This is a genomic window from Gelidibacter japonicus (assembly GCF_010725055.1).
GTDB lineage: Bacteria > Bacteroidota > Bacteroidia > Flavobacteriales > Flavobacteriaceae > Gelidibacter > Gelidibacter japonicus.
In genome coordinates, this window is sequence record NZ_BJKB01000004.1 from 283360 (window position 1) to 297086 (window position 13727).

Annotated in this window: 12 protein-coding genes; 5 read left to right on the top strand and 7 right to left on the bottom strand. The window is 37.5% G+C overall.

Annotated features, from left to right (window positions below; translation table 11 throughout):
- Positions 1-179 precede the first annotated feature (179 nt).
- The 7 genes from G6N06_RS06585 to G6N06_RS06615 all read right to left on the bottom strand — a co-directional run bounded on the left by G6N06_RS06585 (position 180) and on the right by G6N06_RS06615 (position 8756).
- Positions 180-1187 (bottom strand): AraC family transcriptional regulator, encoded by a 1008-nt coding sequence (locus tag G6N06_RS06585; protein WP_163515262.1) that lies wholly within the window; start codon positions 1185-1187, stop codon positions 180-182.
- 208 nt (positions 1188-1395) lie between these two features.
- The gene (locus tag G6N06_RS06590) at positions 1396-1542 is read right to left on the bottom strand and encodes a DUF5670 family protein (RefSeq protein WP_163515263.1); all 147 of its coding nucleotides are present in this window, start codon (positions 1540-1542) and stop codon (positions 1396-1398) included.
- A 173-nt stretch (positions 1543-1715) separates the two neighbouring features.
- The gene (locus G6N06_RS06595; RefSeq protein ID WP_163515264.1) at positions 1716-3506 is read right to left on the bottom strand and encodes a CHASE3 domain-containing protein; all 1791 of its coding nucleotides are present in this window, start codon (positions 3504-3506) and stop codon (positions 1716-1718) included.
- Positions 3507-3508: 2 nt separating this feature from the next.
- On the bottom strand, positions 3509-3955 hold the full coding sequence (locus G6N06_RS06600; RefSeq protein WP_163515265.1) for a response regulator: 447 nt from the start codon (positions 3953-3955) through the stop codon (positions 3509-3511).
- A gap of 6 nt (positions 3956-3961) precedes the next feature.
- The gene (locus G6N06_RS06605) at positions 3962-4525 is read right to left on the bottom strand and encodes a helix-turn-helix domain-containing protein (RefSeq protein ID WP_163515266.1); all 564 of its coding nucleotides are present in this window, start codon (positions 4523-4525) and stop codon (positions 3962-3964) included.
- A 188-nt stretch (positions 4526-4713) separates the two neighbouring features.
- Positions 4714-8301 (bottom strand): PAS domain-containing sensor histidine kinase, encoded by a 3588-nt coding sequence (locus G6N06_RS06610; RefSeq protein WP_163515267.1) that lies wholly within the window; start codon positions 8299-8301, stop codon positions 4714-4716.
- 8 nt (positions 8302-8309) lie between these two features.
- A complete protein-coding gene (locus G6N06_RS06615; RefSeq protein WP_163515268.1) occupies positions 8310-8756 on the bottom strand; it encodes a response regulator in 447 nt (148 codons plus the stop codon).
- 494 nt (positions 8757-9250) lie between these two features.
- Here G6N06_RS06615 and G6N06_RS06620 point away from each other — a divergent pair, with 494 nt between their 5' ends.
- The 5 genes from G6N06_RS06620 (at position 9251) to G6N06_RS06640 (ending at position 13566) form a co-directional block, all read left to right on the top strand.
- Positions 9251-9604 (top strand): hypothetical protein, encoded by a 354-nt coding sequence (locus tag G6N06_RS06620; RefSeq protein ID WP_163515269.1) that lies wholly within the window; start codon positions 9251-9253, stop codon positions 9602-9604.
- A 105-nt stretch (positions 9605-9709) separates the two neighbouring features.
- The gene (locus G6N06_RS06625) at positions 9710-10087 is read left to right on the top strand and encodes a helix-turn-helix domain-containing protein (protein ID WP_163515270.1); all 378 of its coding nucleotides are present in this window, start codon (positions 9710-9712) and stop codon (positions 10085-10087) included.
- Positions 10088-10265: 178 nt separating this feature from the next.
- Positions 10266-11117, top strand: coding sequence for an OmpA family protein (locus G6N06_RS06630; protein WP_163515271.1), 852 nt, complete (start codon positions 10266-10268; stop codon positions 11115-11117).
- A gap of 111 nt (positions 11118-11228) precedes the next feature.
- Entirely contained in the window at positions 11229-11783 is a 555-nt protein-coding gene (locus G6N06_RS06635) for a LemA family protein (protein ID WP_163515272.1), read from the top strand.
- 85 nt (positions 11784-11868) lie between these two features.
- Positions 11869-13566 carry a DUF2207 domain-containing protein gene (locus G6N06_RS06640; protein WP_163515273.1) on the top strand — a complete coding sequence of 566 codons (1698 nt, stop codon included), beginning with the start codon at positions 11869-11871 and terminating at the stop codon, positions 13564-13566.
- The last annotated feature ends 161 nt before the right edge of the window (positions 13567-13727 follow it).

Below are 13727 nucleotides of genomic sequence, written 5' to 3' on the forward strand. Positions count from 1 at the left end.
GTCAATAACAAAGGTGTTGATACAACAATACACCGTGGTCAAACTGAAAAATGAAGATTTCCGAATCAGTTTTGTTTACAGATTAAAGTGGAGGTCCGATAAATAAGAAAGCCCTGATGGAAATCAGAGCTCTCTTGAATTAAGTACTAAAATCCCTTGAAGTACGTAATAAATATATATTATGCTGAAACAGCTAACTTATTTTTCTTGTAATCGCTTGGCGTACAATCATAACGTTCTTTGAATATTTTCGAGAAATAGCTTCGGCTGGTAAAACCAACACTGTATACAATTTCTGATATATTCAAGTCGGTATTGACGATCAGATCTTCTGACTTGGTCAATCTCACTGATCTGATGTATTCGCAAACCGTCAATCCATGCTGAAACTTAAAGCCTTCCTGCAATTTGGCTGCGGACAGACCAACTCTGTCACTCAGATTTTCGACCTTATGGTCTAAATCTGGAAACTCGTTGATATACTCGGTCAGGGTCGCAATTGAATTTATTTCCATTTTGGTCAAGGACGTAGGCTCCATCTCCAAATTTTTGATATCCTTATTATGATGGTCTATTTCAAGTGCCAGGATGACATTTACAATGCCTTTGGTCAACAATTCTCTTACCAAGCCTTCTTGATGGATACTTTGTAGCTGTTTGATACTTTCAGCTATTTTAAGGTTGTAAGAGCCAATATATAGGTAGTCGTCAGTTTTATCTGCAATAAAAGCTTCTTTTAAACTCGAGCTCCATTGCGAATTTTGGCTAATTTGTGTGTTGACAGAAATTAATGTGGCCACCGTTTCAACATCCTTTTCTATTTGGATAATATTTTGATCTGATTTAATATTTGCGACGATACTGGTCTGAAATGCATCAATACTGTTTGTCGTGCCGTTTTTATCGAAATTATGTGATATTTTTCCTTTGGAGCAATACATGAAATTGACATGAGCAGCGAGGAGTGCATCAATGGTGATCTCGATATTTTCATTGGCAATAATGTCAAATTCGAGAACGGTTATACCATCTTCCAATATAATTGAACGAATACTGCCATTTGCCAAGCTGTTTTTTATTTTGAGTTGACACTCAGTTGTACCTTTTTCTAACGTACCACCAACTTTGCTTTGAAGTGTATCGAAAAAGGAATATAGATCGTTTACTTTAGATTCAATTGTTATCATGGCGTGTTATTTTTATGGTTTATTAAGTGGTTAATTATTACTTCTGATTCTTGTTTATACCTAATACCTTAATTCGGGCATTGGTAGAAGAGAGATCAGTTTTTGGAAAAACTCTCGCCACCCTGGCGTATTGTTTTTCTGGTTGTGATGGATTGGTTTTCATAGGGTTTTGATTGTTTTTTATTTGGTTTCTTCTTGTTTGATTATTTTATCTTTTTTCCATCAATCCTGCTAAGCCTAAAAGAGCAGCGGTCAATAGCAAAAAATGAATCGTAGTATTTAAAGCATATACAAAGTAGCTTACGGCCCAGGCAACTACCATGAGAACAGATACCGTGTAAAAAATCGTCTTCATAGTCAATTCATTTTCGTTTTTAATCTTCTTAATGGTTGCTTTACAAAGATGACCCAACATAGGGCTTCCTTCCTTACAGCATTTTCAGAATTGATTATAGAATTCCCATAAAGACATGAAAAATCACTCTATATGGGCCATATAGAGGGTGTAAAGATGAATATTGGGAGATGTTAGGTGGTAATAGGAAGATAAATAGTAAAAACAGAACCTTGGTCTAATTTGCCTTCAGCAGTAATATAGCCATTATGGTTTTCGACGATTTTCTTGCAAATGGAAAGTCCGATGCCGGTACCTGAGTATTCGTTTTTATTGTGCAGCCGATTAAAAAGAATAAAAATCTTTTCGGCATACTCTTGATCAAACCCAATGCCATTATCTTTTATGCTAATAGTATGGTAGAGATCATGCTTTGAGAACTTTATTTTTGGTAAATCGCTAGCCTGAGTCTGAGAATAACTAATAGTGATCACTGGCGCAACGTTTTCACGACTGTATTTTAATGAATTGCTGATCAGATTAAGGAATAGTTGTTTGATCTGAAATGGGATGACTTTCATTGACGGAATGGAATCAGATGAGATTCGAGCTCTCTTATCCGATATAATTTCGGCTAGATCGTGTTTGGCGGTCTCCAACAAGATATTGATGTTTGAATCTTCGAAGGCCTCCTCCGATTTATTGGTCCTTGAAAACTGAAGTAGGTCGTCAATTAAAGAACGCATCCTTGCTGATGAAGATTTTATACGCGTTATGTACAGTTTCCCATTATCGGAAAGGTTGGCTTTTTCTTTATCTTCCAACCTTGAAATAAAGGTTTGAATCTTTCGGAGTGGTTCCTGCAAATCGTGGCTGGCAACATAGTTAAATGAAGCCAACTCTTTATTGTTTCGTTCCAATTCAAGATTTCTTTCCTCAATTAAACGGTAATTCTCAATTTCATCTGTGATGTCCGCAGTAGTTCCCAACAGTTTTTTATGGCCATCTGAGTCTATAAGAACTTTACCATAGGCCTTAAAATGCTTTATACTGCCATTCTTCTGGATAATTCTGTAATGGATAAAGGGCAGGTCTTCATTCTCCATCATTTTATTGACTTGTTCCGTCAGTTTATCCAAATCGTCTGGATGAACAAAACCCATAAAGTTTTCAAGCGTTGCGGGGAAAGATTGAGGTTCTTCACCTAGCAATCGATAGAGGTTGTCTGAATACTCAAAAGTGTTATCCTCAATATACCATATCCAATTCCCATGTTTGCTTATGATTTCAGATTGGGTGGTTGACTCTTTAAAGGTTTCCAACAGTTCATTTTTTTCCTTGAGAATCCTTAGGTTCTTACTGATTTGCAAATAGGTCAATAAAAGAATTAACAGTGAAAAAATGAGCGCATAGTAAATGAGCATTGGTGCATTTGAAAGCGTTTTTGAACTTTTTGCTTTTCTGATCCCAAGCTCTTCACTTTCATGGGTAGTCATGTCCATAATTTTGAAACGAACACTGTTCATGGTTTGCCTTCCTTCCTTAAAACTTGAAATAAATTCAGGTGAGTCTGTTTTATTTGCTAGGGCAAGACCCAGTGTTTTTTCAAAAATCTCTAAGTTTTTATCGATTTTAATTTTTAATTCGGCAATATTCTTTTGTTGTGCCGGATTGTTTTTAGTTAAAAGCTTGAGCCGTTCCAAACTGCTTTCCAATTCAGATTGACTTGATAATAAGGGTTCCAAAAACGTCGAGTCCTGAGAAATAATAAACGCTCTTTTCCCGCTTTCGGCATCTTTGAGAGCGGAAAGTAATTTCTCTAATTCAATATGTATTTGGTAGGTGTGCTGAACATCTTCAAAGGATTTAGAAAGTTTTTTTATGAGTTGATAAGACATGCCACCCATAACCAAAACAACGAAAAGACTTAAACCAAAAATGATCTTTAGGATGCGCTCAGAATTATAAATGGATTTGAACTTCATAATTATAGGCGCAATAAAAAGTTGTCTCTGTTCAATCCACTAGTTTGATATTGCCAGTTCATAGTGACCACATCTGACAGGATTTTCTTGAGAATATTGAAGTCATTGGGCTTTTTAATGTAAACATTGGCTCCACTTACAAAGGTGTCTTCTATATCTTCTTCTGAGGCAGAAGTAGAATATATGGCGATGGCAATATCCTTAAACCTCGGATTGCTTTTAATTTCCTTCAAACATTCTATACCTGATTTCATGGGCATATTCAAATCTAAAAAGAGGATATTCGGTAGCTTGGAATCAGATTGGTTTAAAGCGTTCATCAGATCAACACCATCTTTATAAAGATCCACTTTGGTCTGCATTTTCAACTCTTCAAAGGCTTCTGTGAAAAATAAGCGATCATCTTCATCATCGTCTGCCAATACTACGTAAGTATAATTTTCTCGCATATTTTATTAGCTTTTATTGGTGTTCAATTCTCTTCTTTTGGCAATAATTCTTTGAAATGTGGTTGGCGTAATACCTGTCGTATTCTTAAATTGGGTGCTTAAGTGTGCTACACTTGAATACTGTAGTCTAAACGCAATTTCAGTTAAGGACAACTCGGTGTTTATCATCAATGACTTGGCGTGTTCAATGCGTTGAAGAATAATGAAGTTTTCAATGGAAGTGTAGGTGACTTCCGAAAATACATTCGCTAAATATCCATAGCTGTGCCCCAATTTTTCGGACAGGTAAACTGAGCTCTTAACATTCATTGTATCGTCGGCATTCATTACCATATCAATGATGGTGTCTTTTATTTTCTGTACCAAAATCACTTTTTGATTCTCTATTTTCTCAATCCCATAATCTTCCAAAATAGTGTCAAAGGCTTCCATTTTATCAGCGGGGACGTCCTCCAAAAATTCGATCTCTCCAAAATTCAACATCCTGTATTTGATATTAAGCGCCACTAGCTTTTCATCAATGACTTTGGTACAAATACGGGTAAAATCAAACTTGATAAAGATTTTCATAACGTGCGAAATAGATTACGAATGTAAACATTATTTTTAAATTGTAAACTCTCATCTATCCTACTAAAAAGCACCGATATTTGGAGGTTATACTGGCGGTTCAATTTAACTATTATTTAGGTTTTACCACTATTTTTTTTATCTCAAAAGCCATGAATGTTATTCTAAAACCCGTTTTTAAACTCCATTTATTTAGCTGGGATATACATATCAAAACTGGCACCTTGGTTCAAATTCCCACTCGCTATAATTGCTCCTTCATGATTTTCAATGATTTTTTTAACAATGGCGAGCCCAATTCCAGTTCCTGAATAGTCGTCTTTACTGTGCAGGCGTTGGAACACTTCAAATATCTTTTCGTTGTATTCTGGTTCAAAACCAATACCGTTATCTGAGTAGCTTATATGGTAAAAACTTTCATGATTTGATAATGAAGGAAGGTCCAGTTTCTTAGCTTCTACCTTTTCACAATTAATATTGATGACTATTGGCTGATTAGTTTTGGAAAACTTTATGGAATTGCTGATCAAATTATGCATGACTTGTTTAAACTGTACTGGAATCACTTCAATCTCACACATATTATGAAGTTTAAAAGTGACCTTGTTTTCTTCCAACTCTTCACTTAGAGCCTCTTTAAGATCGTCGATAACATCCAAAAGATCAACGATCTCAAACTTTATTTCTTGAACGTTGGTTCTTGAATATGCGATTAGATCCTGGATTAAGTTTTGCATTCTGTAAGCCGACTTCTGCATTCTTGTAAAATACTTCTTGGCTCTGTCCGATAGTATATTATATTCGGTTTCTAAAATCCGGGACGAGAAAGTTTGGATTTTTCGTAAAGGCTCCTGTAAATCATGACTTGAAATATAGACAAAGGACTGTAGCTCCTTATTTATTTTTTCAAGATCTATGTTCTTTTCCTCTAATTCGTTGGTTCGTAATTGCACCATGTTCTCCAATTCAGTTGTAAACATTTTTTGCTCCTGAATATCGGTACTGGATCCTACCCACATTTTTATGTTTCCATCAACATCTTTCTGTGGAATGGCACGGCTTAACTGCCAACGATATTCGCCATTGTACTTTCTGAAACGGTGCTCTATCAAGAAATCATTTCCTGTTCTGACGGCGTCGTTCCACTGTTTGATGTTTTCTTCCCAGTCGTCTGGATGCACAATCTGTAACCATCCGTCTTCAATAATCTTTTCGGGAGTCAATCCTGAATAATCAAAAACTGATTGATTAAAGTAATTGAGATTGCCTTCGGGGTCTGAAGTCCAAACATGTTGCGGCATGGAATCAGCGAGGAGCCTGAATTTTTCTTCCCTTTCCAATAGCTGTTGCTGAAAAGTGCGTTCTTCAGTAATGTCTCTTACGGTACCTAGTAATCGGATTGGCTCATTTTTTTTATCATAAAACACCTTGCCTTTGGCGTCAATCCAATGTATGGATTGGTCTTTCCAGATCACTCTTGATTGATAGTGAAGTGTCCCTTCTGCAAAAGCTTTTTCAAAGGCTTTCTTCCGGATAAGGAGATCCTCCGGATGGATGGTGGTAATAATATCTTTATGGGATAAATGCGTTTTTTCAGGGAATCCTAAAATTTCATAACAACGTTCAGAAGCAATGATTTCGCCAGATTTCAAATTGACGTCGTAAACACCTAATTCGCTGGCCTGAATAATGAGTTTTAGTTTTTCTTCATTTTCTTCTATGAGATGTTTTGCCTTAACCGTTGCAGTAACCTCTGTGGCAACTACCATAACACCACTTATGGAATTGTTTTCTTTTAAAGGATGGTAAACAAAATTATAATAGCCAGTTTCTGTTGTGCCATGGCGGTTTAATTTAATTGGAAATTCATAACCGTAGAACGGATTTCCTGTCGCATATAAATTGGCAATGATGGGTGCCATGATGTCCTTAACTTCGGGTAAGGTTTCAAAAAGAGGTTTGCCTACGAATTGTTTTTCGGTTTTGTCAATTAACTGCAGATAACTTTCGTTGGCCAGTTCAATCACATTTTCTGGGCCTCGGAAAATAACAATACCCAAAGGGGCTTGCATTACCGTATCCCGGAACCTTTTTTCGCTTTCCTCTACTTTTTGCTTGGCTTGATGAAGTTCAGTGACTTCCGCAGCCGTGTTCATTACAGAATGGACATTGCCGTCCACATCTACAAGTGGAGTGAAACTATAATTATAATAATAGGAACTTAATTCTCCATTTTTGACGATTTCAACCTTTTGGTTTTTGGCGTGAAAGGGGATTCCGGTGCGCAGTACCTTACGTATCTGGTCAAAAATATGTTGGCTTCCAAATTCTGGCAGAATGTCTGAATATAATTTCCCCACCACATCGTTCCCTTTTCCCCAGGCATCCATGATTGATTGATTGGCAAGAGATATCCGCATGTCTTCTCCTGCAAAAACTCCGATAGGGAAAGGCGCACTTTCTACTAAAGCACGAATGCCTTGTTCACTCTCTTCTACTTTTTTCCTTGCTTCTACCTGCGGTGTCACATCGACACCTATTGCCATTATCCCATTGATCTGTCCTTCGATATCATAAAGTGCTTCAAATGAAAAATTGATGTAAACAAGTATATTTTCGCCATTTACCGTAAAACTAACTGGCATTTCTGATGTTGAAAAACGGTTTCCGGTTTTGACCACATCATCCACAAAATCTTTTATCCCTTGCGACAAAAGCTCCGGCATGGCTTCAAAAATAGGTTTGTTCAAGATCTGTTCCTCAGTTCTTCCCCATATTTCGAGTGCCAATTTATTGGCGATTTCCACACGGTAATCATCTCCCCTCATAATAGCTATGGCAACTGGTGCTTGAAGAATCATGAATCGAAGCAGCCTTTCACTTTCTTCTATTTTTTTTCTTTCCAAGGCCCTATTGGTGACATCTTCCAAGGTCCCGGTCAATCGGTAAGCTATATGGTCTTCATTAAAAAATGCTCTGCCTTTGGCATGGACAATTGTTTGTGACTTTGATGATGCGTTTACTATAGTGTATTCTATATCATAGATTCCTGACGAATCATATTCCAAAACTTTCGCAATGGCATTCATTACACGTTGTCTATCGTCTTTTACAACTGCTTCCAGAGCATCTTCCAGTTTAATTTCCTCATCGTGTGGCAGGCCAAACCAGGTCTTTAACTTGGTGTTTGCAGAGAACTTATTGGTTTTGGGGTTATAATCAAAAGTGCCTAACTGAGTAGTCTCTATAACAAACTCGAGTTCGTTTTTTTTCTCTTTTAAAGCGTCTTCTGCTTTCTTTTTATTGGTTGTTTCTATTACGGTCACCAGAACTCCGCCCACCTCTCCAGAGGCTGTTTTTATAGGGCTGTATGCAAAATTAAAATAATAGTTTTCAATTTCTCCATATCGATTTAATGGTAGCAGAAAATCCGGAAAACCAATAGGCTCTCCTTCCATCACACCTTCAAACATTGGTCCTATGATGTGCCAAGCCTCTGAGAAGGTTTCTTTTGTACTGATGCCTAAAGCTTGAGGATGTTTGTTGTCGCCCAAAATAGGACGATACCCGTCATTATAGATCTGGGTATAGTCTTTACCCCAGGCTATATACATTCCAAAAGGATTATTGAGCATGACACTGACCATGGTTTTTAAACTCTCAGGCCAGATCGCAGGATCTCCTAATGGTGTTTTGCTCCAATCTTTGGCTCTGATCAGATTGCCCATTTTGCCGCCACCATTTAGAAAATTATATTTTATATCGTTTTTGGCCATGCGATTGCTTAAGGTCGAATGATAAAATTATCTCGCGAACGTTGTTGAATGGAAGTATCGCCAAACAGCGTGACTACTTTATTAATAACGCTTTTTATACTTTCAAATTCGGCTGGTTTTTGGATGTAATGATGGGCCCCCATGTCATATAAACTATTGACTACAGTATGATCAAGCGAAGTAGAGTAAATAATAATTGGGATATGCGATAAGTTATCTGAAGCTTTAATTTCTGCAATACATTCCATTCCCGATTTCTTTGGCATGTTGAGGTCCAAAAAAATTAAATTTGGATGAGTGTGTGGGTCGTTGACTAAAAAACCCATAAGCTCAACGCCGTTGTTTAAAATGGTCAGCTCGCAAGCGCCCGATATCTCATCTATGGCGTCCTTAAAAAAATCGCAGTCGTCTATATCGTCATCTGCAAGCAATAGATGTAGCTTTGTTTTTTCCATTTTATAAAATTAGAATCAAGAATGTCATTGGATTTATGTCTTTGCAATATAGCTTTTCTGTACAACTTAAAATGAAATAGTATTGAATTGGTATTATTGAACCTACTTGATTTTTCCAACTTATATGGTTGCCATCCTTAACAAAGGATAGACATTAAAAAGTAGCGTGGCGCATGAAATCCTTCTTGAGGCAATTGGTAGCGGCAATATCCAAAATAACTTCAACCTACCTTTCAATATAGAGATGACAAGGATACTGCAACCATTTATGAAACACTAATTTAGGAATTAATTTTATATTTTGTGTGCGATTATTTTTTTCAACGGTGTTTTTTATTGCCATAAAATGATAGGATTAGATTGAGATCTAAGTTTAAAAAGAGGAGAAAGCAAGGTATCAAATGATAAAATTGATCTTTTTTTTTGGTGCTGGATTTAACGAAGTCTGAAAAAAACATGAATTCGGGCAATCGTTAAAAAATGAAGCAGTATTTATGTTATTTTTATACTTAGAAGATGATATCGAGATGGGTAGTATCAACATGGTAAAAGGAGATAAAAGTGACGCTTGGCTAATTCGGCGGTATGAAGCTTATCAATTTAAGGGTCCATCTGTTTCCGACAAATTTATTCCCCGTCCTTTTATCTACCTATTATTCCATTTTAAAGACCGACCTCTCATAACTCAAGAACCACCTATAAAATTAGAACCTTTTTTTGTGGCGCCCATTGTGCCCGAAGCTTTTACATTGACTTTTGAAGGAGAGTTGGACTCCTTTGCAATTGCTTGCAATGCCACTGTGTTCTCGCGTTTATTTGGGGTTGACTTGTCCCCCGTTTCAAAGTGAAGTATAAATTTGCCGCAAGCTGTTTTTTTTAAGATCTGGGAATCACTGGCAAATCTTACGACCCCAGATGAACGAATCGCTTACTTTTCGGAGTTTATCAATAAAATGCAAAAGACAGCTTATTCTCCAGATGCTGTGGATATACTCTATGCTAAAATTGTTGAAAAGAGTATCACGACACCACTAAAAGTCATTTTTCAAGAGTGTCATGCCAGTAAAAGTACCTTGCTACGGAAATTCGTCAAGCGTACGGGCGTGAGCCCTAAAACTTTCGCTAGGATTGTTCGGTTAGATTATTTATGGACAAAGATAAAAGATGAGAATGCTGTCGATTATCAAAGTTTGGTATTTGATGGTAATTATTATGATCAATCCCATTTCATAAACGACTTCAAGTCCATCGTAGGCGAAACGCCTGGATATTTTTTTAACCGCAATCTCAATATTGTAAAACTGTTTTCCGGAAGGTCGGACGGGGAATAATAAATGGGACTTTTTTCCAATCAAAGAAATTCTGTCTGGCATAACTTCATAGCTTGAATATGAATCCTTTTTATTTAGGTATCCATTAGGTTCAGCTTTCCTTTCTTGGATATATTTTTTATACGAAATGGAAATATAACGAGGTGGAGCCAAGTTCAAAATCCTAAAAACTAATATCATGAAAAATTCGAGTTTAAAATTTAGCAGTTTGCTTATAATGTTTTGTGTTACAAGCCTGCTTTTCGCCCAGGAAATGGACGCGGAGGGATGTAAAGACCATCCGTTTTTTAACCGTCTTGAAAACTACTATATCGACGGATGCAAAGAGAACTATAATGAATATGAGTTTATGATGTGCAATGACAAAACCCAAATATTAGAAGGTACACTCATTGATATCCTTTACACTTATGACGGTCCTTTCGTTCCAAATTTACCAAGTAAATTGCAGGTCATCAGAAACTATGAAAATGCAATCGCAAAAATGGGTGGACAGAAAGTGTATTCCAGAACTACGGATGACGGGGGTTGGACGGGTGCGACCTTCCATCTTCAAAAAGATGGATCCGAATATTGGTTGGGAATTTACGATTTAATCAATAATCCCGTTGATCAGTTCACTTTTGTTCTACTGACCGTCCAAGGAATGAAGCAAGAAATTACCGCCAATGAAATGTTCGAGAAAATCAATTCAGGCCTCCCAATTACACTCTATATTAATTTCGAAACCGGAAAATCAGCTATTAAAAGCGACTCGGAAAATATCGTGGAAGAACTTTACCAAATGATGAATGAGAATCCTGAGCTCAACATCTTGGTTGAAGGCCACACGGACAATGTGGGCAACAAGGCTTCCAATCAATCATTATCCGAGAAGCGTGCCACCGGCTTAAAAACGGCTTTAGTAACTAAGGGGATCAGCAGTAGTAAGATTGAAACGGTTGGCTTTGGGCAGGATCAACCACTTGCTGACAACAGTACAGATGAAGGCAGGGCCAAAAACAGGCGCATCGAGATTAAAAAAATATAAATCCACATGGCAGGATTTTTATAAGAAACCGCAAAAATCACTATATTGGTATCTTGTAAACGAACGAATTTTCTATTATAAAATGGATTTTCCGTTAAAAACCACCTGTTTATGATTGGATATATTGTTTTGGGCGTTATTGTCCTACTTGTTTTTTTAATGGTCTCAGTGTTCAACAACTTTGCCAAAAACCGAAATGTTGTAAAAGATGCTTGGGGCAATATTGATGTGGCTCTGAAACGCCGCTACGATTTGATCCCCAACCTTGTAGAAACAGTGAAAGGCTATGCCACACATGAAAAAGAGACGTTTGAAAAGGTCATTCAGGCACGTAATGCGGCAATGCAAGTGCCGGATGGCGATATCAATGCACAGATAAAGGCAGAAAACCAATTGCAACAAACACTGCGCAGTATTTTTGCGCTGAGTGAAGCCTATCCTGACTTAAAAGCGAATGCAAGCTTCCTCGATTTACAGAACAAGCTCAATGAGATTGAAGAAAACCTTGAACGAAGTCGCCGCTATTATAACGGAACGGTTCGCGAAAACAATACCTATGGCGAAAGTCTCCCTGGAGCTCTATTTGCTAGTATGCTTAAGTACCAACATTTTGACTTTTTTGAAGCTGATGCTGCGAGCAGAGAGAATGTGAAAGTAAGTTTTTAGCGACTTAATTAACTATGAATCCCCCGGCATTTCTATATGCTAATTTTTGAAGCGCAACATTTCTGCGTACTTTAGACTTGTGTCAATGAAACAGTTATCATTTTTACTCCTTGTTTTTCTGAGCCTGAATTTTGGGTATGGCCAAGATTTTACGGTCGAGCATTATACAGTAGAAATTACTATTCATGAGGAAGGATATTTTGACGTCGTGGAAAACTACGATCTTACTTTCGAAATCCCAAAGCACGGCATTTATAGAGACATCCAAACCAAATATGATCTTTTGACCGAAGCCGGCAACCAAGAAATTCGAAAAATTAAGATTAGTGATGTTGACGTGCCTGGACACACCTTTGAAACACCATCCGGATTTGAACAGAAATTGTCGGGAACTTATCAAATAAAAATTGGTGATGCTGACAAGACTGTTATGGGGCCGCAACACTATCAAATTAAATATAGAGTACATAATGCTTTTTTACATGAAACCGATGGCGTCAAATTCTATTGGAATTTAAAGCCCAGCGATTGGAGGACTACTTTTAAGAATATTGAATTTAAAATACATCTGCCGTCTTCAGCTACGGTGCGATCTGATGATGTGTTTGTATATTCTGGATATATAGGTGAGACGTCCGAAAGTCAAGAAATTGACTTCACTGTAGCGAATGGTACAGTAGAAGGCAGAAGCAAACCTACTTTTCTTTCTGATCAAGGGCAAAGTGTGACTATTCTGATCAACTTACCTCCAAATGCCGTTGCAGAAATTAAACCGTTATGGCCTTTTTGGACAGATTACGGTTGGGTGTTTGTGTTGGCTGTGTTGCTCGGTGGATTTTACATGACTTGGTCGCGATATGGTAAAGATGATAAAGTGGTAAGTATCACCAGTTATTTTCCGCCTGACGGGATGGATCCTGCCATGGCTGGATTCTTGATCAATGACGCCGATGATATTTCTGATCTGATTTCGTTGATTCCCTATTGGGGCTCAAAAGGGATTTTGAGAATTGAGGAGATTCCAAAGAAGGGCTGGTTTTCATCAGCCGACACCAAGCTGATTGCTTTAAAATCGTTGCCTGAAGATGCCACTGGCTATGAAAGGACCATCTTTAATGGACTTTTTGGGAGTTCTATAATTCCAGACTCTACAGAAGTGCGCATCAGTAGCTTAAAAAATAAGTTCTACACCACCATGAGCAGTGCCCGTAGCACTTTAAAAAATGCTGCCAAACCCTATTATGATAAAGGTGCCAAGCGCGTACAGATTATTACTTATGTGGCTTTGGTTTTATTAGGGCTTGTGTTGGCACCATTGCTATTATTTGTTTGGGGTTTTATTGCCATGTTTGCTGTGATCATTTTGTTGATGATCCTGCTCTTCATGAACAAGTACATGATAAAAAAGAATGCCAAAGGAAATGCTGCATTCTCTGAGTTGAAAGGCTTTAGGCAATTTATAAAGGTGGCTGAAGTCAACAAACTAAAAATGCTGATTACTGAAGATCCGCATTATTTTGAAACGACCATGGGCTACGCTTTGGCGTTTGGTTTGTTTGATAAATGGGCAAGTAAGTTTGATGCCTTAAATGTGCCACCACCTCAATGGTATAGTTCATCATCAACAGTGCCTTTAACGATGAACAGTTTTTCGAATTCTTTTGCCAATACCATGTCATCAGCAAAATCTACAATGGTCAGTTCGCCAAGCAGTAGTGGTTCCTCGGGAGGCGGTGGATCTTCAGGAGGCGGATTCGGCGGAGGTGGAGGCGGGAGCTGGTAGGTTTTGTTTGTTTAGAAGCTGGCTTCAAAACATAAAAGAGGTCGTCTAAAAAGTAATTTTTAGACGATTTTCTTTTTGGTTAAGTTTAACTTTGTATGATAGTTTAATATACTAGGTTAAAATAGCGTCAATAAAAAATTGAAAAAGTTGGCTTATATGGT

Coding starts and splice junctions, on each gene's coding strand:
- G6N06_RS06585 (WP_163515262.1), bottom strand. CDS start 1,187: ATGATAACAATTGAATCTAAAGTAAACGATCTATATTCCTTTTTCGAT.
- G6N06_RS06590 (WP_163515263.1), bottom strand. CDS start 1,542: ATGAAGACGATTTTTTACACGGTATCTGTTCTCATGGTAGTTGCCTGG.
- G6N06_RS06595 (WP_163515264.1), bottom strand. CDS start 3,506: ATGAAGTTCAAATCCATTTATAATTCTGAGCGCATCCTAAAGATCATT.
- G6N06_RS06600 (WP_163515265.1), bottom strand. CDS start 3,955: ATGCGAGAAAATTATACTTACGTAGTATTGGCAGACGATGATGAAGAT.
- G6N06_RS06605 (WP_163515266.1), bottom strand. CDS start 4,525: ATGAAAATCTTTATCAAGTTTGATTTTACCCGTATTTGTACCAAAGTC.
- G6N06_RS06610 (WP_163515267.1), bottom strand. CDS start 8,301: ATGGCCAAAAACGATATAAAATATAATTTTCTAAATGGTGGCGGCAAA.
- G6N06_RS06615 (WP_163515268.1), bottom strand. CDS start 8,756: ATGGAAAAAACAAAGCTACATCTATTGCTTGCAGATGACGATATAGAC.
- G6N06_RS06620 (WP_163515269.1), top strand. CDS start 9,251: ATGTTATTTTTATACTTAGAAGATGATATCGAGATGGGTAGTATCAAC.
- G6N06_RS06625 (WP_163515270.1), top strand. CDS start 9,710: ATGCAAAAGACAGCTTATTCTCCAGATGCTGTGGATATACTCTATGCT.
- G6N06_RS06630 (WP_163515271.1), top strand. CDS start 10,266: ATGAAAAATTCGAGTTTAAAATTTAGCAGTTTGCTTATAATGTTTTGT.
- G6N06_RS06635 (WP_163515272.1), top strand. CDS start 11,229: ATGATTGGATATATTGTTTTGGGCGTTATTGTCCTACTTGTTTTTTTA.
- G6N06_RS06640 (WP_163515273.1), top strand. CDS start 11,869: ATGAAACAGTTATCATTTTTACTCCTTGTTTTTCTGAGCCTGAATTTT.